The organism is Yinghuangia sp. YIM S09857, assembly GCF_051388915.1.
In the GTDB taxonomy this organism is placed as follows: domain Bacteria; phylum Actinomycetota; class Actinomycetes; order Streptomycetales; family Streptomycetaceae; genus Yinghuangia.
The window spans coordinates 317,467-339,901 of record NZ_JBPKBH010000003.1 but is presented as its reverse complement, the minus strand read 5'-3'; the positions used below and the strand labels follow the sequence as shown (position 1 = coordinate 339,901).

Annotated in this window: 18 protein-coding genes and 1 tRNA gene; 9 read left to right on the top strand and 10 right to left on the bottom strand. The window is 71.9% G+C overall.

The genetic code is table 11. The features are described from left to right. Positions 1-35: 35 nt before the first annotated feature. The 4 genes from ACRX5S_RS07470 to ACRX5S_RS07455 all read right to left on the bottom strand — a co-directional run bounded on the left by ACRX5S_RS07470 (position 36) and on the right by ACRX5S_RS07455 (position 3,109). Positions 36-629 carry a copper chaperone PCu(A)C gene (locus ACRX5S_RS07470; protein ID WP_436771975.1) on the bottom strand — a complete coding sequence of 198 codons (594 nt, stop codon included), beginning with the start codon at positions 627-629 and terminating at the stop codon, positions 36-38. Further along, a complete protein-coding gene (locus ACRX5S_RS07465; protein ID WP_436771974.1) occupies positions 626-1,336 on the bottom strand; it encodes an SCO family protein in 711 nt (236 codons plus the stop codon). The genes ACRX5S_RS07470 and ACRX5S_RS07465 overlap by 4 nt, the downstream gene beginning before the upstream one ends. Before the next feature lie 39 nt (positions 1,337-1,375). After that, a complete protein-coding gene (locus ACRX5S_RS07460) occupies positions 1,376-2,137 on the bottom strand; it encodes a YcnI family protein (RefSeq protein ID WP_436771973.1) in 762 nt (253 codons plus the stop codon). Between the two features lie 204 nt (positions 2,138-2,341). Further along, entirely contained in the window at positions 2,342-3,109 is a 768-nt protein-coding gene (locus tag ACRX5S_RS07455) for a hypothetical protein (RefSeq protein ID WP_436771972.1), read from the bottom strand. A 274-nt stretch (positions 3,110-3,383) separates the two neighbouring features. Between ACRX5S_RS07455 and ACRX5S_RS07450 the strand changes: the two genes are divergently transcribed. Then, entirely contained in the window at positions 3,384-3,884 is a 501-nt protein-coding gene (locus ACRX5S_RS07450) for an ATP-binding protein (RefSeq protein WP_436771971.1), read from the top strand. A gap of 147 nt (positions 3,885-4,031) precedes the next feature. Further along, complete coding sequence (locus ACRX5S_RS07445; RefSeq protein ID WP_436771970.1) at positions 4,032-6,569, top strand: hypothetical protein; 2,538 nt, start codon at positions 4,032-4,034, stop codon at positions 6,567-6,569. On the opposite strand, the gene ACRX5S_RS07440 is transcribed toward ACRX5S_RS07445, so the two are convergent. Together ACRX5S_RS07440 and ACRX5S_RS07435 are read right to left on the bottom strand one after the other, a co-directional pair. Further along, positions 6,471-7,973, bottom strand: coding sequence for a hypothetical protein (locus ACRX5S_RS07440; protein ID WP_436771969.1), 1,503 nt, complete (start codon positions 7,971-7,973; stop codon positions 6,471-6,473). The genes ACRX5S_RS07445 and ACRX5S_RS07440 overlap by 99 nt on opposite strands. Before the next feature lie 37 nt (positions 7,974-8,010). Next, the gene (locus ACRX5S_RS07435; RefSeq protein WP_436771968.1) at positions 8,011-8,985 is read right to left on the bottom strand and encodes a glycosyltransferase; all 975 of its coding nucleotides are present in this window, start codon (positions 8,983-8,985) and stop codon (positions 8,011-8,013) included. Between the two features lie 433 nt (positions 8,986-9,418). Here ACRX5S_RS07435 and ACRX5S_RS07430 point away from each other — a divergent pair, with 433 nt between their 5' ends. The 3 genes from ACRX5S_RS07430 to ACRX5S_RS07420 all read left to right on the top strand — a co-directional run bounded on the left by ACRX5S_RS07430 (position 9,419) and on the right by ACRX5S_RS07420 (position 12,032). After that, a complete protein-coding gene (locus tag ACRX5S_RS07430) occupies positions 9,419-10,129 on the top strand; it encodes a bifunctional DNA primase/polymerase (protein WP_436772238.1) in 711 nt (236 codons plus the stop codon). Between the two features lie 210 nt (positions 10,130-10,339). Beyond that, positions 10,340-11,107 (top strand): hypothetical protein, encoded by a 768-nt coding sequence (locus ACRX5S_RS07425; protein ID WP_436771967.1) that lies wholly within the window; start codon positions 10,340-10,342, stop codon positions 11,105-11,107. A 265-nt stretch (positions 11,108-11,372) separates the two neighbouring features. Then, positions 11,373-12,032, top strand: a complete 660-nt coding sequence (locus tag ACRX5S_RS07420; RefSeq protein WP_436771966.1) for a hypothetical protein — start codon at positions 11,373-11,375, stop codon at positions 12,030-12,032. A gap of 384 nt (positions 12,033-12,416) precedes the next feature. Here the strand turns inward: ACRX5S_RS07420 and ACRX5S_RS07415 are convergent, their stop codons facing one another. The 4 genes from ACRX5S_RS07415 to ACRX5S_RS07400 form a co-directional block, all read right to left on the bottom strand. Continuing rightward, a complete protein-coding gene (locus ACRX5S_RS07415; RefSeq protein ID WP_436771965.1) occupies positions 12,417-13,388 on the bottom strand; it encodes a DUF5926 family protein in 972 nt (323 codons plus the stop codon). A 301-nt stretch (positions 13,389-13,689) separates the two neighbouring features. Continuing rightward, the gene (locus ACRX5S_RS07410; protein WP_436772237.1) at positions 13,690-14,166 is read right to left on the bottom strand and encodes an ATP-binding protein; all 477 of its coding nucleotides are present in this window, start codon (positions 14,164-14,166) and stop codon (positions 13,690-13,692) included. A gap of 400 nt (positions 14,167-14,566) precedes the next feature. Beyond that, a complete protein-coding gene (locus ACRX5S_RS07405) occupies positions 14,567-15,376 on the bottom strand; it encodes a glycerophosphodiester phosphodiesterase (protein ID WP_436771964.1) in 810 nt (269 codons plus the stop codon). 89 nt (positions 15,377-15,465) lie between these two features. Continuing rightward, the gene (locus ACRX5S_RS07400; protein WP_436771963.1) at positions 15,466-16,845 is read right to left on the bottom strand and encodes a purine-cytosine permease family protein; all 1,380 of its coding nucleotides are present in this window, start codon (positions 16,843-16,845) and stop codon (positions 15,466-15,468) included. Positions 16,846-17,045: 200 nt separating this feature from the next. On the opposite strand from ACRX5S_RS07400, the gene ACRX5S_RS07395 reads away from it, so the two are divergent. The 4 genes from ACRX5S_RS07395 to ACRX5S_RS07380 all read left to right on the top strand — a co-directional run bounded on the left by ACRX5S_RS07395 (position 17,046) and on the right by ACRX5S_RS07380 (position 22,326). After that, a complete protein-coding gene (locus tag ACRX5S_RS07395; RefSeq protein ID WP_436771962.1) occupies positions 17,046-17,459 on the top strand; it encodes a zf-TFIIB domain-containing protein in 414 nt (137 codons plus the stop codon). Between the two features lie 499 nt (positions 17,460-17,958). After that, entirely contained in the window at positions 17,959-19,512 is a 1,554-nt protein-coding gene (locus ACRX5S_RS07390) for a S1C family serine protease (protein ID WP_436771961.1), read from the top strand. Positions 19,513-20,023: 511 nt separating this feature from the next. Continuing rightward, positions 20,024-20,112 (top strand) — tRNA-Ser (locus ACRX5S_RS07385). A 423-nt stretch (positions 20,113-20,535) separates the two neighbouring features. Then, positions 20,536-22,326 carry a hypothetical protein gene (locus tag ACRX5S_RS07380; RefSeq protein ID WP_436771960.1) on the top strand — a complete coding sequence of 597 codons (1,791 nt, stop codon included), beginning with the start codon at positions 20,536-20,538 and terminating at the stop codon, positions 22,324-22,326. The last annotated feature ends 109 nt before the right edge of the window (positions 22,327-22,435 follow it).

Here is a 22,435-nt window from a genome sequence, read left to right as displayed (position 1 = left end):
CCCCCCCCCCCCCCCCGGTCCCGGCCGCGACGACGTCAGCCGCCATGGCCCGTGTGGTCCTCGTGCGCGGCGCCGGGTTCCCCGGCCGAACCCGCGGAACCCGGGGAGCCGCCCACGTCCCCCGGGCGCTCGGCGATCCCCAGCACCGGCACCCGCACGGTGATCGGCGCGGACTTCTCGAAGGTCAGCGTCACGTCGACGGTGTCGCCCTTCTTGAGGGGTCGGGTGGTCTCCTCGAACATGATGTGCGCACCGCCGCGCCCCAGCACGCCGCTGCCGTGTGCCGGGATGTCGATTCCGTCGACCTGCTGCATCCGGTTGTCGACCGTCTGGTGCAGCGTCGCGCTCGGCGCGATGTCGGTGGTCACCGACACCAGGCGGTCCGGGGTCCCGCCGTCGTTCCGCAGGACCAGGTAGCCCGCGGCCATCCCGTCCCTGACCGGCTGCGGGATGTACGGGTCGACCACCGTCACCCGCGCCCCGGACGCGTCCGCCGCGGCCGGGCGCCCGGACGTCCCCGAGCCGTCCGACGCGCACGCGACCAGCCCGACGCCCGCGCCGACCGCGAGCACCCCGCCCGCGACGAGGGCCACCGTCCGGCGGGGGTGCCGGAGTTCGGCGTACCTCATGACGCGCCGCCCTCCGGACGGATGAGGATCGGCAGGTCGTGGGCGAAGGTCTCGGCGGTGCTGCCCGCCGGGGTGCCGTCCGGGTTGAGGCCGACGCCGGCCAGGTAGATGACCCGTGCGACGTCGTCCGGCGAGTACGCGATGACCTGCGTTCCGTGCGTGCTGGTCACCTTGCCGTCCGGCGCGACCTGCGGCGGGTCGATGTTCACCCCGACGCTCCGGGCGGCCGTGGTGATCTGGTCGAACGGGCCGGTCAGGCCCACGAACGACGGGTCGATCGCGTGCAGCCACTCGCCGAGTTCGGCCGGGGTGTCGCGCTCGGGGTCGGTGGTCACGAACACCACGTTGACGTTGGCGCGGTCCTCGGGCGAGATCTTGGTGAGGGCCAGGGCGATGTCGCCCATGGTGGTGGGGCACACGTCGGGGCAGTGCGTGTAGCCGAAGTACAGCAGGGTGACCTTGCCGGCGGTCTTCGCCCGGAAGTCGTACGCCTGCCCCGACGTGTCCGTCAGCGTGAGAGCGGGCTTCTCCAGCGTTCTGCCCAGTTCGGTGCCCCGGTACTTCGAGGGCGGCCCGGACGAGACGATCTTGACCGGGGCGCCGTTGCCGGACGGCGTGTCCTTGGAGCCGGAGTCGGAGGAGCAGCCGGTGACGAGCAGCAGGCCCGCCGCCGCCAGTGCCGCGGTCCGCACTAGTGCCTTGTGCATGGTTCTCCCGTTCACGTGACGGTGGTGCTGGACGTGCTGCTAGTTCGCGGCCCGGCGGGAGCCGCGGCTGATGCCGAACACGCCCACGGCCACGCCGAGGGCGCCGACGACCAGGCCCGCGATGCCGAGCGCGCGGGCGGTGGAGTCGCTGCCCTTGTCGTCCGAGTCCGAGCCCGAGGACGCCGCGGCGGTCAAGTCGCCGTCACCGGAGTTCGCTCCCGCGGCGGGGCTCGCGGCCGGCGCCGCCGCACCGCCCTTGGGCACGAGCTTCAGCGTCGGCGCGGGCTTCTCCGGCTCCTTGCCGTCCGGGCCCGGCAGGTCGATCCAGCGGACCACGTCGCCGTTGTCGTACGTCTGGAGCGCCTTGAAGACCAACGTGTCCGTGTCGGTGGGCAACTGGCCCATCGAGACCTCGAAGTCCTCGTACTGGCCCGGGTTGATGCGCACGCCCGGGTCGGCGGTCCAGGTCACCTTGGCGACGGCCTCGGTGATCTGCTTGCCGTGCGAGGTGATCGGGGCGGCCAGCGGCTTCTTCTCGATCGTCGCGGTCCACCCGGCCAGCGGGCGGGTACGCACCGAGGTCAGCGGCTTGTCCTCGGGCAGGTTGATCTCCAGCTTGGTGGTGCCGGCACTGTCGTTCTCGTTCGGCACGCGGAACGTCACGCCCGCGTAGCTGCCCTGCTCGGCCTGCGTCGGCTGCACCGAGACGTGCGCGGACGCGGGCGCGGCGAGCGCGAGGACGGCCGCGGTCGACACGGCCGCGAGGACGGCGGCGCGACGGCGGATGGTGGTGGGCTGCATCGTGGTAACTCCGTGGCTGGGCGCACGCCCGCGCGGCCCGTCACGACGGGCCGGGGCATGCGGGACCGGGGCCCGGACCTCGGTCTGCGAGGCGCGGGCGGGGCAGGAATCGCGGTACGGAGTCCGCCTGCCGGTCCGGTCCGACCCGTACGGCGGATTCAGCCGAACGGGTGAGGCCACGCGTTCCGCCGGAGGGCGGCGCGTTCAGCAGGCGGTGGCGGGCGCCGGAGGCCCGCGGCGCACCACGTCGTGCCGAAGGTGTGCAATACGCGGCTTCGCGACCGCACGCCGGACCCGCCGCACCGCCGACGGCACATGCCCCGCGGGCACCGTGCCGAACAGCAGGGCCAGCACCGCGCGCAGCGGCGCGACCGCCGCCGCGTGCAGCCGCGCGAGGACGCCGAACAGCGCGGCCTCGCCGCGCCGCAGCCACCACGCCGCGACCAGGGCGGCGGCGACGTGCGCCGCGAGCATGCCCAGGCCGCCGTCGAAGAGCATCGGCCCGGAGCCGTGCGCCGCCTCGGCGGTCGCCGCCGGGGTCGGCAGCGCGCCGACCGCGTCCGGGTCGAGCCCGGCCGAGGCCACGACGTCGCGGGCCGACCAACCCGGCGGAAGGATGATGTGCCCGGACGCGTCGCGGCTGCCGCACAGCAGTCGGTCCAGGATGCTCAGCGGCGCGGTGCCGCCGGAGTGCCCGGCCATGGTGGTCGCCGAGGCGGCCATGCCGAAGCTGAAGAGGGTGTGCAGCGCGACCTGGCCGACCGCGAGGAGCGCGGCCATGCCGCCCCACGAGCGCTCGCGCCCGGCGGCGGCGTACGCGATCGCGAACACCCCCGCGAACCCGGCGCCGACCGTCCACACGGGGAGCGGTGCGCTGGTCATGAAGGCGTGTCCGGCCGCCGACAGCACGACGCACACCGCGGCGAAAACGGCGGCGCGCGCGGCGCGGAGCGGGCGGGACACGGCAAGCATGACGCCCCATGGTCTCACCGCGTCCGAACGCCCCGTACACAGGTCCCCGTTCGAGCACGCGCGTGGCCGGATCCGGCCCCTGGCGCGGCTGTCGGACGGGCTTCCGAGGGCAGGGCGGTCCCTCACAACTCCCTCAAAGGTCCGTCAAAGTCCGATCAGGCCGATACGACCGCCGCGATCGGGGCAAAATTGTGAGTGTTGACTTTCAATGGGATTTGGGTATACGCGCTGAGTCTCTTATTCCGAGGCATCAGACGTCGGCCGACGAGGGCGAATGTCAGCCGATATCACCCGAGATCTTGAATGCGAACCTCTGAGCGGAGGCCCGTTCATGGACATGCGGTGGACCGTCCACCTACCCCGGGAGACGGCGAGCGTTCCCATGGTGAGACGCCTGCTGATGGGGGCCATGGAGACCGCGGGAGTCGATCCCGGGGTGGCCGCCGAAATCGGTCTCGCCCTCTCGGAGGCGTGCGCGAATGTCGTCGAGCACGCGAAGAGCACCAACCCCGATGCGGAATTCGAGGTCAGGGCCGGGATCGTGGGCAACCGCTGCCGCGTCGAGGTCAGCGACGCCGGACCGGGCTTCAGCCCCGAGCGCCTGGGCACCCCGCTGCACCACGTCGCCGCCCCGGGCGCCGAGAACGGCCGCGGGCTGCTGCTCATCGAGGCGATGAGCGACCGCGTCCAGCTGCGCAACCACCCGCGGAAGGGTGCCGTCATCCGGTTTGAGAAGTCCCTGCGCTGGCGCAAGGACGCGCTGCTGCCGGTCTGACCCGGCCTGGTACACCTGGCTCGTACGCCCCGCCCGTCACGGCCCCACTCCGCCCCGCCCGCCCGGCCGCAGGTTGCCGAGTGGCGGCCCCCGGCTCCGCATAGCCTGGTGCCCGCATTTGCACCGGACCGTACGAGGAGCCCCGACGTGACGCCCCGCCCCGCCAGGCCCCTCCTCAGCGCGCTCCGCTCGCGTACGCCTGCCGGACCGGCGCCCGCCCGGCTCCAGGGCCACGTCCTCTCGGTGCCGGGGCTGTTGCTGGCCGCCCTGCTGGCCGTCCTCGTCGGGACCCCCGCGGTGGCCGCGCCCGCAGCGGTACCCCCCGGGCCGGCGACGCCGACCGCCCTCGCCGCGGATGGGGATGCCGACCACGTCGTGTTCCTCGGCGTTCCCGGCCTCCTGTGGTCGGACATCACCCCCGAAGGCACCCCGAACCTCGCTGCGCTCACCAACCGCGCGTCCTCGGCCGCGCTCTCGGTGCGTACGGTCGAGAAGACCACGTGTCCGACCGACGGGTGGCTCACTGCGGGGGCCGGCGCCCGGTCGACCGCCAAGCGCACGGGCGGCGCGTGCGGCCCGCTCCCGGCCCCGGCCGTGGCCGCCGACGGGACACTCACCGTCCCCGATCTGCCGCGCATCGCCGACCACAACGACAAGTTCTCCTACGACCCGCAGTTCGGCTCGGTCGCGAGTGCCGCGGTCGGCGCCGGGATGTGCGTGACCGCAGTCGGCCCCGGCGCCGCGGTCGCCACCGCGGACAAGGGCGGACGCAGCCCCGCGGGCTACCTCGCCGACCCCGGGGCGCTGGACCGTGCGGCGATGACGCGCTGCGCCCTGACCCTGGTGGACCTCGGCACAGCGGCCGGCCCGGCGCCCGGCACCGACGCGTCCGCGGACGGATCCGGCAACCGATCCGGTACCCCCGCCCGCGCCGACGGCATGCGCGCCGTCGACGCCGCCGTCGGCCGCATCGCCGCCGAACTGCCGCCCGGTGCCGAGCTGCTCGTCGCCGGGATCGCGGACGACGGGACGACCCCGCACCTGCGTGTCCTGCTCGCGTCCGGGCCCGACGGGCGGTTCGCCTCGGGGCTGCTGACGTCCACCTCGACGCGCTACGAGGGCATGGCCCAGCTGACCGACGTCGCCCCCAGCCTGCTCGCGCCCCTCGGCGTCGCCAAGGCGGACAAGATGGTCGGCGCCGCGGTGACCCGCACCGGGGGCCCGACCGGCCAGGCCGCCGTCGACGAGCTGGACAGGCTGGACATCGGGGCGCAGGCCGCCCGCACGGTCCGCGAGGAGTACCAGTTCTACACATGGCTCACGCTCGTGCCGATCCTGCTCTTCGCGTGCGGCACAGGAGCCGCCGTGCGCATGCGCCGCCGCGGGTCCGCGGCGCCCGCGAGGCGCAGGCTCTACCGGGGCCTCCAGGTCGTGGCCATCGCGGCCGGATCCGTCCCGGCGGCGACCTTCCTGGTCGGGCTGTTCCCGTGGACCGAGACCGGCAGCCCCGAGGCGGCGACGATCGGCATCTCGCTGGCAGGCGCGGCGCTGCTCACGGCGCTGGCGTGCGCCGGGCCGTGGCGGCGCCACCCGTACGGCCCGGCCGGGTTCGTGGCGACGGCGACCTTCGTGATCCTCGCGGGCGACGTGATCACCGGCTCGCACCTGCAGATGAACACGCTGTTCGGGCTCTCCCCGCTGGTGGCGGGCCGCTTCTACGGCTTCGGCAACGTGGCCTGGTCGGTGTACGGCATGGCCGTGCTGCTGGCCGCCGCCTGGCCGGTCGGCCACCTGCTCGCCAAGGCCGGACGTGCGCCCGTGCAGCCCGACGCCTCCGCGCGGGCCTCTGCCGAGTCCGCCGCGACCGCGCAGTCCGACCCGCCGAACAAACCCGACCGGCCCGGCACCACCGAGACCCCTGGCACCACCGAGACCCCTGGCACGACCGACACCCCGGTCACCACCGACACCGATCCCGCCGCCCCCACCACCCGCACCGCGATGATCGTCCTCGGCGTCTGCGCCCTCGCCGCGATCGTCGTCGACGGATGGCCCGCCTTCGGCAGCGACTTCGGCGGCGTGCTCGCCCTCGTCCCCGGCTTCGCGGTCCTCGGCCTGCTGCTCACCGGGACCCGCATCTCGTGGGCCAAGGCCGGGCTGGTCGCCCTCACCGCCGTGGTCGTGGTCGGCGTCATCGCCGTGCTCGACTGGATGCGCCCCGCCGAAAGCCGCTCGCACCTGGGCCGGTTCGTGCAGGACGTGGCCGACGGCGAGGCCGGGACCGTGCTGCGCCGCAAGATCATGGACAACCTCGGGTCGTTCGACAACGCCGTGGCCTTCCTCATCCCGGTGCTGATGGCCCTCCTGCTGGTCGCCGTGCTCGCGCCGCCGAGGCTCCGCGCGACCGCGCTGCCGCCCGCGTACGCCCGTGTGCCCTGGCTGCGGTCGGTGCTCATCGCGTGCTGGGTGACCGCGGTCGTGGGCTACGCGGTCAACGACTCCGGCATCCAGATCCCGTCCATCGCGCTGCTGATCGCGGTGCCGCTCGGCGCCGCCGTCCTCGCCTCGGTCGCCGCTGAGGAGGCGTCAGGAACGCGTGGCGGAGGCCTCGCGGACGTCGGCGGCGGTCCCGGCCGTGGCGGTGCCGCGCCGCGCGCACAGGCCGAGCCACACGGCGCCGAGTAGCAGGGCGATGCCGGCGTAGGGCCCGACGTCCGCGCGCAGCGTGCGCGCGAAGGACTCCACGCCGTCGGGCAGCGGCACCGCGCGCCCGGGCACGTAGGCGCACACGAGCACGGTCGTACGCGCCAGCAGCAGCCCGTCGACCGCCGTCCCGCCCAGCAGCACCAGCGGTGCCCAGGCGGCCAGGTCGTACCAGGGCAGGCTGTACGGCGCGGTCAGCAGCCACGCGACGGCCAGCAGCGCGGCCACCCCCGCCGCCTCCCGAACCGTCCGGTCCGCCACCGCCGAACGCCCCGCCGCCCGTGCCACGGCCGGGGCCAGCAGCCACGCCACCAGGGCCAGCGAGACCCAGCCGATCAGCCCGATCAGGGTCCGCGCGGTGTCGTCGTCGAGTGCGGACTCCAGCGGCTTGACGGCCAGCCGAAGCGGCATGGCCAGCGACACCAGCTTGCTGTTCTCCCGCATCTGGTCGAACGCCTGGGTGCCGAGCGGCAGATAGGCGAGCACGCCCACGGCGAGGCCGGATCCGAGCATGGTGCCGAGGTCCCGTCGGCGCCCGCGCAGCGCCCAGGCGAGGGCCAGGACGTACAGGCCGAGGGTGATCTTCGCGGCGCAGGCCACGCCGACGAGGACCCCGGCGAGCGCGGGGGAGCGGCGTACCGCGACCAGCGCGGCGGCGGCGAACGCGACCGCGAGCGCGTCGAGATGGCCCGCGTTGACGCCGACGAACAGCAGCAGCGGGTTGAGCCCCCACAGCAGCGCGACGCGGGCCCGCGCACGGTCGTCCGCGGCGACCGCGCGCTGGAGCAGCAACCCGGTCGCGACGAACGCGGCCATGCCGATCAGGGTCAGCACCAGGACGGTCGTGTGCGGCGAGGTGCCGCCCAGCTTCGACGCGAACCACTGCTCGGCGGTCGCGACCGGCCCGTACACCGACGGCGTGTCCTGCCACGGCGCCTCGACGGCGCGGCCCACCGGATCGCCGTCCGCGGCCAGGTCCAGGGCGGTGTCGCGGTACGGATTGCCGCCGGTGGCGGCGAGGCGTCCGTACGCGGCGTACACCAGGTGGTCGGCCGAGCCCATCGGCGGCACCAGCACCGCCGCGAACGCCGCCGCCGCGCCCGCCGCGGTGAGCCGTCGCGGATCCGGTGACCACCCCGCGCGCAGCGCGAGCAGGGCCAGCCCCAGCCCCGCCGCGCCCAGCAGCGCCGAACCGAGCAGCAGCCCGGTCACCAGCGCGGCCGGTGGCTCGGCGGAGAGGTTGTACGGCGGCAGCGAACCGGGTCCGCCGGGCAGCGGCGGCTGCGCGGCGCTGGTGCCGAGCAGACCGGTCAGCAGCAGGAGGCCGATGCCCAGCGCGAGGCAGGCGAGGGCCGCCCGGCTCTGACCTGCGTACTTATGTTTCACGTGAAACAATCCGGTGAGTCGACAAGCTGACGCATCGTCAACTGCCCGCCTCGCCACGCCCGGAGCGCGACTCCGCGTTCGCGCCTGCGCCCGCGTCCTTGCCCGCGTCCTTGCTCGTGTCCGAAGGCGTGGCCGCGTGTGAACCCGAGCCGACCCCGTCGTCGGGGCGCGCACCCGACCGCGCGTCCGATCCCGGGCTCGCCGCCGAACCCGCCCCTGCGGCCTTCCCGCGCACCGCCCCCGGCAACGCCCCCGCCGCCCCGCGCTCCGCCAGCGCGCGCGCCACATGCGCGTACTGCCGTGCCCGGTGCACCTGGGCCGCCCAGTCCTTGCCCGTCACCCGGTGGTGCAGGTCCACCTCGACCTCGCGCACCGCGAACCCCCGCCGCACCAGGTCGATCGTGAGCCCGGTCTCGACCCCGAACCCGGCCGCCAGCGGTAGGGCCGCGTCGAAGGCCTCGCGCGTCAGGCAGCGCTGCCCGGACAGCGGCTGCGCGGCCTCGAACCCGCTCGCCTTGCGGATGCCCTCGCGAGACGCGCGCACGACGAACCCGTGCCCGCCCCCCGCGCGCTTCTGCGGCGGCAGCACCGCGATCGTCATCGCCGCCTCGCCGTCGCGCACGGGCCCGATGAGCACCCCCGCGTTCGCCGCGCTCTCTTCGAGGTCGGCGTCCAGGAAGAGCAACAGGTGTGCGGTGTCAGGCTTGTCGCGGCCCTCCCGGGCGTCGATCGCCGCGACCGCCGCCGCGCCCGTCTCCATCGCCGCCGCCTTGCCCCGATTGCGCCCGTGCCGCACCACGATCGCCCCGGCCGCCGTCGCGGCCTCCACCGTGCGGTCGCCCGAGCCGTCGTCCACCACCACGACCAGGTCCACGCCGTCCACGACCCGCGCGGCGCGCACCGTCGCGGCGATTCTGCGCTCCTCGTCGTGCGCCGGGATCACCACCGCCGCGGGTGCCGCGATCCCGGTCGCCTCGTCGGACGGGTCGCTTCCGGATGCCTGAAGTGCCATGGCAAGGGATCGTAGAACCCAGCAGTCCCCGCCGCGTGCGCCGCTCGCGCCGGGCGCGGCGCGGCGGCGTGCCCGGGTACCCCGAAAACGGGTACAAAGAATGTGGAGGCCGTCACAACCTCCAGCGGAACCTTGCGGCGTGACGATTCGTCATTGCAGAAGAGAAGAGCTGATCGGGTACATCGGCCAAAATGGACTGGCGGATGGCCTGGAGCAGGCCAGGGGGCGCCCGTCGCCCCGCGCCGAGGACACCGCGCGAGTGCTCCGCCCATCCGCGCCAGGGTGCGCCATATCCCGCCACCCGGTGAGCCCGTGGTGCGCTGCGAAGTACCTCCGGGCGCCCGCAGACCAGCGCCATGCGCACGTAATGCCCAGTAGTTCCAGCAGTTTCCGGCAGTTTCCGGCAGGCTCACGGAAGGGAACGAGCGCCATGCTGCGCGAACTCCTCGGAAAGCGACGTAGGGAACGCTCCGCACTGCTGTCCGCCGCGCTGGCGTGTGCGCAGTGGAAATGGGCCGTGGTTCCAGGGGCCGGTCTCGACCGCTGGGCCTCCACGTGCAGTTGCGGCCGCGACGACTGCCCGCTGCCGGGCGCCCACCCCGCCCCACCCGCCGCGCCGGACGGCAGCGGCAGGTCGCAGGGCACCACCGGAAGGCCGCCGATTCTGGCCGCGAGCACCGACGAGCGCATGGTGCGCTGGTGGTGGAGCCGGTTCCCGGACGCTCCGGTCGTCCTGGCCACCGGACGCCGGGTCGCCGCGCTGAGCGTGCCGGAGGAGGCCGGGGTCAGGGCGATGGGCCAACTGCGGATGCTCGGTGTCCGCACCGGTCCGATCGTGGCCGCGCCGGGCCGGTACGCCTTCCTCGTCGCGCCGTACTCGCTCGACGAACTCGCCGACCTGCTCGACCGCTACGGCCTCGACCGGTACGGCGCGGTGCCCTTCACGCTGCGCTGCCACGGCGACGACGGCTACCTCGCGCTGCCGCCCTCCCGCGTGCCCGGCGGGCCGCTGCGCTGGATCGTGCCGCCCACCGCGCAGGCGGTGCCGGGCGCCCCGGCGCCGTGGCTTCCGCACGTGTCCGACCTGGTCCGCACGCTCGTGGACACCTGCCACTCGGTGACCCAGCTACGCGGTTCGGCCTGACGCTTCCGGCGTGACCCGCCGGGAGCCCGCTGCGGCACCAGCGGCGCGTACCGGCCCACCGTGTGCCTCCCGCCCGGGCGCTGTGCCGACTGTCCGCGAGGACCGATACGGTGCGTCGTGTTCCGCTTCCGCGGAGTGGCCGCATGACTCCCGCGCGAGGTGGGCACGGGGGTAGCGTGAGGCCCCATCGGGCGGCTCGGGGAGGGCGATATGCGTCAGCCGGACGGGTACGAAACCGGTATCGCCGGGGAGTTCGCGGACCTCGGCGCGCCTGAACCGGACCGCACCGCGAAGGACGAGCGCTGGGACGGCTCACAACTGCCCCCGGCCGTCACCTGCGGGTTGGAGAGCCTCGCCCGGCTCTGCGTCGACATGGACTTCGCCTTGGAGACCGCCGACCTGTCGGTCGGCAAGGTCCGGGTCGCCTACGAACGCGCCCGACAGGACGAATCAGGCGCCGCGTTCCAGCCCCGCACCGCCGTCGCGTGGCAGCTCGAATCGCTGGTCTACGCGCACTACAACGGGATACGCCGCCTGGCGTTCGAGCGCAACGCCGCCTACGCGCTGGCCGCGGCGACCGTGCTCCAGGCGGTGGTGGACGGCCGTACACCCGGCGACGACGACCTCGCCCCGGCGGGGGACCCCGACCACATCCGCCATGTGCTGGACGACGCGGGCGCGTTGCTGGAGATGCTGCCACGCCCGGTCACCGGGAACTCCGAGGTCGACGACGTGCTGGGCCGGGCGCACCACGCCGTCCTGCGCGCGCTCGGCGCCGCCGGGTCCCAGGAACTCCCGTGGAGTCAGGCACACTTGCACCTCGCAGAGCTGGTGGACGAGCTGTCCGAGCTGGATCCGCCGGTCGGTACCGGCGAGCCGGGCATCAACCTGTCGCTGCGCGCGTACGCCCAGGGCTGCCACGGCGTGGTGCTCGGCATGGCCCCGGGCGGCTGGCTCGCCGCGAGCCCGGTGGGCTGAACGGTCACGGCCTGAACGTCACGGCCTGGACGGTCACGGCCTGAGCAGGCTGAGCGTTTGCCGGGCCGGCGCTTGCCGGGGGGAGTCACCGCGGTACGACAAGCACACCGCGCGCGAACCCTCGCCGCGACGAACCCGGGGCGTGGCTGTGGCAGTTCCGCGACGCGAGGTGATCGTCCGGGGCGGGTCCAGGCGATAGGCTCGGGCGGCCAGGTGACCAGGCCGGAATCCACATGCGGACGCCGCCTTCGCGCGAGGAGACACCATGCAGCGGGCACGCACGGCACGCGTTCGCACGGCGGCGCTCGGCACGACCGTCGGGCTCTGCCTGCTCATCCCCCTCGCGGCCGCCTCCGCCGACGGCTCGCACGACAAGGCGCCGGGCAAGGTCCAGGTCGCCGACGGCACGTCGTCCGCGACGGCCAAGCCGAAGCCGTCCGGCCCCCACGACTTCGGCAACGGGGTCGACCCGAGCGCGCCGGACAGCGTCGAGGCGGTCAAGCAACTGCTGGGCGCGACCACGACGCCGAGTGGGAAGGCGCCCGCGGCCACTTCGCCCACGGCGTCCCCGGCGGCGGCCACGACCCCGGTGTCGAACGCGCTGTGCGGCAAGGCCGTCGAGGCCCCCGGCGGCGTCCGCGCGCAGACCTGTGTCGAGCGCGAGGGCTCCGAGGTGTGGGGGCGCGTCTACTACCGCAACACGACCGCCGAACCGCTGCTGCTGGTCCTCAGCCTGCTGCGCCCCGACTCGGGCACGGTCGAGATGCGCTGCGAGGTCGCGGCGAAGTCGGGCGACGCGGTCTGCGAGACGCCGCGCCTGCGCACCGACGTGCCGCTCGCGGAGTGGTCGGCGATCGCCGAGGTGGCGACCGCGGACGAGGCCGAGAAGGTGCTGCGCGCCGGGACGGCGTCGGCCGCCGGCTGATCCCGCGGTGCCGCTGGGTTCGGCGGCGGGATCCGATCGTCCGAGGGTCGTCCGGACGGCTGGAACCATGCGTTCGCGCGCCCGAACAGGCCCGCGGGGGACCGGTTCCCGGACAAGAAAAGGGCCCGGCCGCTGAAGACGGGGGATGCATCAGCGGCCGGGCTGGATCAAAGGTAACAGGCAACTTCCCAGTACCCAAGTCCGGGGGGTCATTGGACTAGGTCCAATGTGTCGCGCGGGTCCGTCCCCGGGGAATCCCGACTTGACGAGCGGCAGATCGCCGACTCCCAGCCCGCCTCTTGCCGACAGTTGCCGGTATCAAGGAAGCCGTCGCGAAGCCGCCGCACGGACCACCCGGAGGGGTCCGCACGGCGGTCCGCGAGGTCAGTTCAGGGTGATCTGGCGGTTCAGGAGGCCGTTCCGCGCACTGCGCTGACGCGGGGTCAGAGGCGTTGTGTCTGCGAGGGATTCGGCCAAACGTACGCCGAAGTCCGCGGCGGGCTTCTCGACGTCGTCGGCGGTCATCCCACCCGGCAGGTCCCAGACCGGGACCAGCAGGCCGTGCGCGCGGAAGGACCCGACGAAGCGCGTGCCCTCGCCGAGCGACGAGGCCTCCGCGGCGTGCAGCCGGGCGATCGCGTCGAGGAGCTCCTCCTCCGGATGCGGCATGACCCAGCGCAGGTGATTCTTCTCACGCATGCTGCACCAGTACGCGGCGTCCACGGAGGTGAGGCGCGCGGTCGGCGTCGCCGCCGCGTTCGCGCGCTCCAGCGAGGCCGCCACGTCGCCGGTCGCGGCCTCGGCGTCCTCGACCCAGAAGTCGAAGCCCTCGTGCACGGTCACGGTGAGCGGCGCCGAGACGTCCAGCAGGTCCTGGAGACGCGGCCCGGGGCCGGGCAGCGGGCCGGGGGTGACCGGCGTACCGTCCTCGGCGGCCAGCGCGCGCTCCAGCGCGTCGGCGAGGTCGCGGCTGACGTCGCCGGAGCTGGTGTGCGTCTGGAGGCCGATGAGCACCGAGCCGTTGTCGCGGCGCAACGCGGGCCACGCCATCGGCAGGACGGTGGCCAGCGTGACCGACCGGTCCGCGTCGTCCACCTCGGCGGCGAGCTTGAGCTGCGCCGTGGCGGCCGGGACCAGCTCCCGCAGCGCGACCCAGTCGCACTCGTCGGCCAGCCCCTCGAAGGGCCGGTGCACGAGCGTCTCGGCGGCGGTCGCCGCCTCCCGGCCGTGGCAGGCCTTGTAGCGGCGGCCCGAGCCGCAAGGACAGGGTTCACGCCCGCCGACCACCGGAACCGTGTCCGTGGCGGTGGTCGTCCTGGTGCTGTGCTGGCCCTTCCGCGCGGCCTTCTTGCCCATGCTGAGATCTCTCCCGGTCGCGGATCGTGTCGAAGACGATTGACGACCGCCGAGCGTAGTCCGCTCCCGGCATATAACCCATTCCACGACGTCGGGCGGGTGGATCGGACCTCGGGTCCACCTCGGGTCGGGGGCGGCTCGACGCCGCATCGCATTCGGGCAGAGGCCGGGCAGAGGCCCGACAGAAGTCGGGCGGCCGTCGGGCGGCAGTCGGACCGAAGCGGAGGCGAGGCCGGATCGGGACCGGGCGGGGCCGGGGTCGGGACGCCGCCGACAGCCGGTCCGCGCTGCGCGGGGGGACCTACAGCGGCTCGACCGCGTCGAAGTCGAACTCCCAGTCTTCCGCCGTATCCTCGGCCGCTTCACGGCACACCGGGAGCAGCGCCCACACCGTGACCTCGTCGGCCGCACCGCGCACACCCCAGTCCGCGGCCAGCGCGTCGATGATCGACAGCCCGCGTCCGCCGCGCGCGGTCAGCGACGGGCTCGCCTGCCGGGGCCGGGTCGGGCCGCCGCCGTCGGTGACCTCGATGGCCAGCAGTTCGTCGGGGCGTACCGCCCACGCCGCGCGCACGCTGCCGGACGGCAGGGCGTGGGCGTGCTTGAGCGCGTTGCTCAGCAGCTCGGACAGGACCAGGGCGGCGTCGTCGACGAGCACCGCGGGCAGTCCGCGGTCGGTGAGGTCGGCGATCAGGCGGTGCCGGGCGGCACCGACGCCGACGGAGGCGTGCGGGACGAGTACAGCCGCCGAATCGGGCACCCCACGGGCCACGACCATTGCCACCCCCGGACCTCCTTCTCACCCACACGTCGGGCATGGGATGCCCGGTGTGTGTCGATCGGAAACAGTCTCGTCATCCGCCCGCGGGATCCGGGGCGGTCCCCCCGCCACACCGGACCCCTCCCCGGCGCCGTGGGTGTCGGCGCCGGGCACCGGCGTACGCCCCCATTTCTACCCCCTGCGGGCGCAGGAGACTGAGAGGGGCGTCGGTGCTGATGAGGAGTTGTTACCGAGGACGCCACCGAGCGGGCCGCGGAGGTCGCGGCCGCCCGATGCCCTCTTGTACGGATTGCGGTGCGCGGAAGGTCAGTTGGGGAGGAAACCGACTCTCGGCCTGTGACAGGGGTCTCACCGAGCCTTGTGGGATTGCGCGGGGTCTTTGCCGAGACGATGCGGCTCAGACCGTCGAGACCTGGGCGATGACGCTGCCCGGCCGGTTCGTGATGATCGCGTCGACCCCGAGGCGCAGGCACAGCTCGACGTCCTCGGGCCGGTCGACCGTCCAGACGTGCACGCGGTGTCCTGCGCGGTGCAGGCGTGCGACGAAGCGCGGGTGGGCGCGCACGATCTCGATGCTGGGACCGGCGATGCGCACCCCCTTGGGCAGCGTGCCGTCCCGGAAGCGCAGCGGCACGCGCTCCATGAGGAAGACCGCGGGCAGGCGCGGGGCGAGGTGGCGCATGCGGCGCAGCGACATCTGGCTGAAGCTCATGACGCGGACCGGGGAGGGGCCGTCGTCCGGCGGGCGGGCGAGGCCGAAGCGCTCCAGGAGTTCGACGAGGCGGCGTTCCACGAGGCCCGCGTACCGCGTCGGGTGCTTGGTCTCGATGGCCAATTGCACCGGGCGGTCGGCGTCGACGACCAGTTGCAGCAGCCTGTCCAGCGTCAGGACCGACTTGCGGTCCCACTCCGGCGCCTCGGGGTCGTTGCCGTGCAGGCCGCCGGCCTTCCACGAGCCGAAGTCGAGCGCGGAGAGGTCGGCGAGTTCGAGCGTGGACACGAGTCCGCGGCCGTTGGAGGTGCGGTTGACGCGGCGGTCGTGCACGCAGACCAGGTGGCCGTCGGCGGTGAGGCGTACGTCGCACTCCAGGGCGTCGGCGCCGTCGTCGATCGCCTTCACATAGGCGGCGAGCGTGTGTTCGGGGACGTCCTCGGACGAGCCACGGTGCGCGACCACGTGCACGGTCGCCGCGGAATGAGCGGTCACATCGCCATCGTGCCACCTCGTTCCCAACGGGAGGTGACCACCCGTCGACGCGGGGTGGTCACCTTGTCGGCCGGTTTTCGGTCAACCGGTCAGCCGCCCTTGCGGCCCGCCGCGCGCGCCCGGTCCGCGCGGACCAGCACAAGCGTGCCGAGTGCCGACGCGGCGAAGGCGAACAGCGTGGCCGAAGTCCAACTCTGCGGGTGTACGTGCAGCGCGTCCTGGACGTCCGTCCAGAACCCGGCCCACCAGCCGATCGAGCCCGGGTTGATGAGCTGGTAGACGGCGAAGCCGAGCACCCACGGCACGAGCATCGCCCAGCGGGCGGGGGCGTCCTGGCCGAGGTCCCACGCGGCGGCCCGACCGCGGCCGAGGAACCAGTCGACGGCGGTGACGCCGAGGAGGGGCACGAAGACGGAGCCGATGAGGTAGAGGAAGCTCTCGTACTTCGAGAAGTCGTCGATGAGCATCGCGCACCCGGTGACCAGCGCGCCGACCGCGAGGCAGATGAGGCGCCGGTCGAGTCGCGGCACGAGGTTCTGCACCGACATGGCGGTCGAGTAGACGTTCGCGAAGCTCTGGTCGACCTCGCGGATCACCAGCACCGCGAAGAACAGCCAGCCCGCGGAGATGCCCAGGAGGGTGTCGAAGACGTCCTGGTCGGGCTTGGTCTGCGCGAGGGCGAGGATGCCGAGGAGGCTGCACCAGATGCCGGTTGTCGAGTAGCCGCCGAGCGCGCCCCAGAACGCGGTCCTGCCGTCGCGCGAATGGCGTGTGTAGTCGGACGCGAGCGGGACCCACGAGACGGCGAGCGCGACGGATGCGTCGACGACGGGCAGGAAGCCCTTCCACGAGCCTTCGGTGAGGTCGGGAACGCCCGCGCGCACCAATTGCACGGTGTAGTAGAGCATCGCGATGCCGACGGCGATGGTGACGTAGCGGCGCAGGATGCGCAGCATGCCGAGGGGACGCAGCGACATGGCGGTGGTGACGGCGCCGGCGATCGCGACGTACAGCCAGTGCGGTCCCTGGCCGTCGGTCAGTTTCTCGATGCCCATCGCGATCACGGTCAGCTCGAACACGCCCCAACCGACGCACTGCACGATGTTCATGCCGGTGGGGAGGTAGGAGAGCTTCGTCCCGAACAGGCCGCGCAGCAGCGCCATCGCGGGCGCGCCGGTCGCGGCGCCGGGCAGACCGGAGACGGCGACCATCGCGGTGCCGACGACGGTGCCGATCGCGATGGCGAGGGAGGCGGCGACGAGGGACAACTGCGGGTAGCCGTACGGCTGGAGGAACGCCGCGGCGCCGCTGAAGCCGATGAGACTGACGCCGAGGTTGGCCCAGAAGGAGAACTGGTCGCGGAAGCCCAGCGGCTTCGGGGGGTCCGTGTCGAGGACGAGCGGTGCTTCCGGCGAGCTGGATATACCACCCGAATTCGGGCGTGGTTCGGTGGTGGTACGAGCCGACATGGCTCTCCTCTTCTCCCTACGCCGGCATTACCCGGTCAGGTTCGAGCGGTCGGCGGCCCCGGAAGCCCTGCTTCCAGCCGCCCTCTCAGCCCGGTTCGTCCGAGCTCCCGCGTGTGGTGAGGAGGGCAGAGTACGCGCAGTCCCGATCTCCTCCCGGAGGTGGGGTACCGCAGCGGCGATCCGCGAGTACGTTTGCGGACATGACTAACCTGACCTGTCCGCGCTGCCGCGGAATGATGCAGACCTACCAGCGTGCCGGTGTGACGGTCGACCAGTGCACACAGTGCCGCGGGATCTTCCTCGACCACGGCGAGCTCGAACACATCATGAACGCCGAGAAGAACTGGTCCCAGCAGCAGTACCCGCAGCAGCCGTACCCGCCGCAGGGCTACCCGCAGCAGGCCCCGCCGCCGCCGCCCGCGGGCCCCGGCTACGTCGCCCCGGTCCCCGCGCCCTACCCGGCGCAGGCGCACGGGCAGGGCGGGCACGCGTACTACGGCCACGGCCGACGCGGGCATCAGCAGGGCTACTACGGCCACCGCCGCGGCGGCCACGGCTACTACGGGCACGGACGCCACGGGCGCCGGAGCTTCATGCAGCAGCTCTTCGACTGAGCGGACCTCTGCCGCCGTTGCGGCTGCCGTTGTGGCTGCGGCTGGGCTGGGGCTGCGTGCGCGGGGGGCGGCCGCCTGATCGGCCGATCCACCGGGCGACGCGGCGCGCCCGCTTCACACCCGCTCGCTTCTTGCGAGGTCGCTTCCCGCAGGCTCGCTTCCCGTGATCGCCCACCCAGGTCCGGCGGGACTGGTCGTCGCGCCCTCCGACCGGGGGCGGTTGCGGTCCATCCGCTCCCACACCCGCACATAGCGCCACCGCGCCGTGTCCATTCGGACGCGTCGTCGGGCACGTCCGCCCGTACTGCCGGATAATCCCGGGATAAAGAGTCCCGCGCCGATCCGGCCTACGCGTTAACCGTGTTCCGACAGGTCATCGGGAACCCTGGTCGTGCTGAGTTTCCGATGAGTGGAGGTGCCGCGTGAGCGAGCTCACCGTGCGAACCAATGTGGGGGACGTGCTTCGCGGGCGCGGCGCCGGACGTGGCGAGGTGGCCGCATGACCGAACGCGAGTTCCCGGGCGACAAGCCGCCTGTCCCCCCGGCCGAAGGGCAGCCTCCGGCGCCCGCGGAGCCGGATCCTGCCGGGGCGTGGTCGCCCAAGCCTTCCGCCGAGCCGCCTGCTGGGGGGCCCTCCGTCGGGGAGCAGCCGCCCGCGGTCGAGCACGGCACGCGCGAGTTCCCCGCCGCGGCGCCCCCTCCGCCCGTCCCGCCTGCACCTCCCGAGCCCGCCCCGGAGCCCGTCGCGGCCGCCGCGTTCGGCATGCCGGGGGCCGCTCCTGAGGGTGCGTCGGCGGGGACGGGCGATCCCGTGGGCGCCGCGCCGCCCGCCGCGCCGCCCGGGACACCGCCCTACGGCTACCCGGCAGCGGCGTACCCCGGCTACCCCGGCTTCGGTGCACCCCTCCCGCCGCCGCGCCGCCGCCGTCCGAACCCGCTGGTGGCCACCGCCGTCCTCACCGCGCTCCTCGCGGGCGGCATCGGCGGCGGCGTCGGTGCGTGGATCGCGGACCGCGACGACGGCAAGGCGTCCTCCAGCGTCAATTCCACGAACGGCCCGGTCGACCCGGCGTCCCTCAACCGCGCGCCCGAGTCGGTCGCCGGGATAGCGGCCACGGCACTCCCCGGGACCGTCACCATCAAGACCAAGAACGGCAGCGGCCGCGGCGCCCAGGAGGGCACCGGCGCCGGGTTCGTCATGGACGGCGAGGGCCACATCCTCACCAACAACCACGTCGTGTCCCTCGCGGCCGACGGCGGCGAGCTCACCGTCACGTTCTCCGACGGCACGACCGTGCCCGGCAAGATCGTCGGCCGTGCCGAGGGGTACGACCTGGCGGTCGTGAAGGTCGACGGCGTCCAGAACCTCAAGCCGCTCCCGCTCGGCGACAGCGAGAACGTCGCGGTGGGCGACGCGGTCCTCGCCATCGGTTCGCCGTACGGCCTGGACGGCACCGTCACGACCGGCATCGTCAGCGCCAAGGACCGTCCGGTGGCGTCCGGCGACCAGCAGCAGACGTCGTACATGAACGCGCTCCAGACGGACGCGTCGATAAACCCCGGCAACTCCGGCGGTCCGCTGCTCGACGCGCAGGGCCGCGTGATCGGCGTGAACTCCGCGATCCGCTCCGCCGGCAGCGGCTCCGACCCGTTCGGCGGCCAGCAGGCCGGCAGCATCGGCCTCGGCTTCGCGATCCCGATCAACCAGGCCAAGTGGGTCGCGGAAACGCTCATCAAGACCGGCAAGCCGGTCTACGCCCAGGTCGGCGTCATCCCCGACCCCGAGTACACCGGCGTCGGCGCTCGCATCCGCCCCAACGCGGTCCAGGGCCAGCCCCCGATCACCCCGGGCGGCCCCGCCGACAAGGCCGGCCTCAAGGCCGGCGACGTCATCACCAAGCTCAACGACCGCCCGGTCACCAGCTACGAGGAACTCTTCAGCGAAATCTGGAGCCACAAGCCGGGCGAAAAGGTCAAGATCACCTATCAACGCGACGGCAAGGAATCCACCACCGACGTAACCCTGGGCCAACGAGAAGGCGACCAGTCCTGACCCACCAAGGCACATGACCTGGGCTCACACAGATGGGCCCAGGTCATACGCCGTTCCTGAGCCCCCAGGGCGCTGCGTCCCGCCGGCTGACGTCCGACGAGTTCGACACTCCTGCCCGACTTCGCGTTGCCCCGGCCACACGGATCCCGCCCTCGCGCGCCCACACCAGCAGGCGAGACAGCGTGCAGTACCGGCCGTACACGGGCGAGTTCGCCAGGGACGACCGACGAGCTGCCCTCCACGCCCGCGTCCTGCCGGACACGAAGAGCCCCGCAGCCGACCACACACCAACCCATCGCCGCCAACACCGCTGGACGCGGCCCCGCCGCGCATCCCGGGTTACTCGAAGGTCTCCCCGACCTTGAACGTCTATGCTCACCACTACGAAAACGAGATGGCCCCGCGGACCCAACCACTCCCCGGACCATCTCCACCACCCGCAAGACCAACCTGTGGCCAGAGGACGAGCCGACACCCCGTCCGACAGCCGAGCACTAGGTCAACCGGGCAAGGAGGGCTCGCCTAGCGGCCGATGGCGGCGGTCTTGAAAACCGCTAACTGGGGTGACCCAGTTCGTGGGTTCGAATCCCACGCCCTCCGCCCCTGAAGGCACTTCACGGCCCCTGACCAGCAACAACGGTCAGGGGCCGCGCCGTTGCCCGGTTCCCCGCAGCTCCCCACCACTGACCGCTGTCCCCCATCCCATCAGGCACGCAAGGGGCACAAGACACGTGCATAGATCGACGGCGGCGATGCTCGGTGGCTTGCTGTCGACAAGCCCGGAAGCTGCGAACTCTTACCTCTGCTCGAAGATCAAGAAAAGGGTGCGTCGACATCCTCGCCGACGACGGCCGACCCCAGGAAAAATCCCGGGCGTCGCGGCGCACCTACGGTCATCATGGAGATGTCAAGGTTGACCTCGCAGACTGGATCATCATGGGAAAGGCGAGTCGGCGGCGGGCCGAACTTCGAGAAGCGCCGAAATCAGACCAAGAGGACTTGCGCCGGAGACAACGAAAGGGCATGAGGGCGCAGCAGCGCGGAGAAAGGCGGGGATCCTCACTCGCAGAATATGAATCCGTCGCTCGCATCGGCGTGAGGCACGTTAGAGAGACTCTGATTGCCCGCCACAATGTGCGCATGGTAAATATTCACGAGATCCCTGCGTCTGTGACCCGTCCGGTGATGTCTGCGCTGATGTCCTTCGGAATGATGGACCTGGCCCTGCGCGAGTTGGGTGCCGATAAGAATAGATTCCCACCGGACCCGATGGGTGGTTGGGTTGATCATCTCGCTTGGGGAGCGGATAGCGCTTTTATCGCAGCGCGGCTATTGCTGTGTGGGCAATTTGTGGGAGCAGCTGTGATTCTGCGTTCGCAGTTCGAGCGTTGGACCGAGAATGCGGCATTTAACTCCGGTGTCGAGCACCGCCAGGGCGAGCCTGTGCCAGAGTATGCGGCACGCGCGTGGTCAGCGTGTCATGCGAACTATCCGTTCGCACCCCGTGTCAATGCAGAAGATCATGCGTGGGCCGAGACCCAAATGGACCAGGAGTGGGAGGACGAAAGCAACCCCTCTTCTGTTGAAGAATTGTCAGTGAAAATTGGCCACGACTACTCTGTCCGGCCAGCAGAACTGATGAAGGTCATGTCGGACGTGTTGCACGGCAGGGATCCGTGGATCTCGGCTACGCGATGGGAAGCTGCCGTTCTCCGCGAAGATGCGCCCCCCGCCCTTTCCGGAGAATTGGCCGAAAAGCTAGCAGATGTCTTGATGCTGAACCTACGCCAGGTTCGAGTCTGCCTCGCTACGTTGGCGGAGGAGCAAGGCAAGCATGGCCTCGCGCGGATTCTGTTCTTGCTTCCTGAGCGCCGCGACGCTGGAGACACGCTGCCACCGGTTTTCTCTCTTTTTCCGCTTCATCCGCGGACGGGGTTGGATCCGGAGTACATGGATGAGCTGTCCAGGGTCTCTCGCGTATATGACGAGTGCTTCCGTGGCGGTCGTCCAGCGGGAATAAAATTCCAGGATGATGAAATGTTGTTGCTCGCTTTCGGCGAGCGACGTGCCAGGGCTGCACGCTGGGCGAATTGGGCTTTTGAGGAGGAGCGTAAGCGCGTAGGGGAAAGTTTCGACATTGAGGGAATCGATGGGCGTCAGGGCCCATGTATCGTAGCTGCTGAAATGGCTGGGATATTGTCGGAATGGCACGGCGACACTCCCCAGGGGCATGCCGCGGCAGTTTGTTCCTCAGCGTTGAGATCGGCGTTCTGGCTGTGGCTCGAAGACGATGACCGCTCGCTCGCGGCAATGCGGGTATTGCTGGAGCAATGTGCAAGGTTGCATGTCTGGGCCAAAAAACCAGAGAAGGCGAAGAAACTTGAGTCTTCGGCAGCGGCAACGCCAAAAGACTGGATCAATGCAGCAGGGTGGAAGCGGCTCTCTGCGCTGAATCGCGCCTTGGGTGAATTCTCTCACGCACACGCGAAGATCCGATGGGATGGCGCTCGGCAAATTCTTGTGGATATGCAAGATGATGGAACGCCGCACGCCATATACACCGCGCGAGCGCATACGTTGGATGCGTTGATCGCATTGCTTATGCACGTGTGTATAGGCAGTGCTGCAACGTTGTCCTCGGTGATGTCGGAGTCATTCGGTGAATTGGCTGCCGAATTCCACTCGGACGGCAGGATATTGGAAGACGAACTTGATAAAATTTTCGATAGGGTTTTGTCTCTGAAAAACTCTTCTCTTGGCGACTACACCTTCGTCGGGCCCGCTCGCGATCTTCGAGAAACGAAGGATTCCTAGTCTCCCTGATGTGAAGTGACCAACTCCGTGCGCTTGACGTCTGACCGGTGCGGGCCGCGCTGTGACCGGCGGCCACGCCGCATGCGCAGCGCGGCCCGCACCGGTCGGA

Coding starts and splice junctions, on each gene's coding strand:
- ACRX5S_RS07465 (WP_436771974.1), bottom strand. CDS start 1,336: ATGCACAAGGCACTAGTGCGGACCGCGGCACTGGCGGCGGCGGGCCTG.
- ACRX5S_RS07425 (WP_436771967.1), top strand. CDS start 10,340: ATGCGTCAGCCGGACGGGTACGAAACCGGTATCGCCGGGGAGTTCGCG.
- ACRX5S_RS07460 (WP_436771973.1), bottom strand. CDS start 2,137: ATGCAGCCCACCACCATCCGCCGTCGCGCCGCCGTCCTCGCGGCCGTG.
- ACRX5S_RS07410 (WP_436772237.1), bottom strand. CDS start 14,166: ATGGTCGTGGCCCGTGGGGTGCCCGATTCGGCGGCTGTACTCGTCCCG.
- ACRX5S_RS07455 (WP_436771972.1), bottom strand. CDS start 3,109: ATGCTTGCCGTGTCCCGCCCGCTCCGCGCCGCGCGCGCCGCCGTTTTC.
- ACRX5S_RS07450 (WP_436771971.1), top strand. CDS start 3,384: ATGTCAGCCGATATCACCCGAGATCTTGAATGCGAACCTCTGAGCGGA.
- ACRX5S_RS07395 (WP_436771962.1), top strand. CDS start 17,046: ATGACTAACCTGACCTGTCCGCGCTGCCGCGGAATGATGCAGACCTAC.
- ACRX5S_RS07435 (WP_436771968.1), bottom strand. CDS start 8,985: ATGGCACTTCAGGCATCCGGAAGCGACCCGTCCGACGAGGCGACCGGG.
- ACRX5S_RS07470 (WP_436771975.1), bottom strand. CDS start 629: ATGAGGTACGCCGAACTCCGGCACCCCCGCCGGACGGTGGCCCTCGTC.
- ACRX5S_RS07380 (WP_436771960.1), top strand. CDS start 20,536: ATGAGGGCGCAGCAGCGCGGAGAAAGGCGGGGATCCTCACTCGCAGAA.
- ACRX5S_RS07420 (WP_436771966.1), top strand. CDS start 11,373: ATGCAGCGGGCACGCACGGCACGCGTTCGCACGGCGGCGCTCGGCACG.
- ACRX5S_RS07415 (WP_436771965.1), bottom strand. CDS start 13,388: ATGGGCAAGAAGGCCGCGCGGAAGGGCCAGCACAGCACCAGGACGACC.
- ACRX5S_RS07400 (WP_436771963.1), bottom strand. CDS start 16,845: ATGTCGGCTCGTACCACCACCGAACCACGCCCGAATTCGGGTGGTATA.
- ACRX5S_RS07390 (WP_436771961.1), top strand. CDS start 17,959: ATGACCGAACGCGAGTTCCCGGGCGACAAGCCGCCTGTCCCCCCGGCC.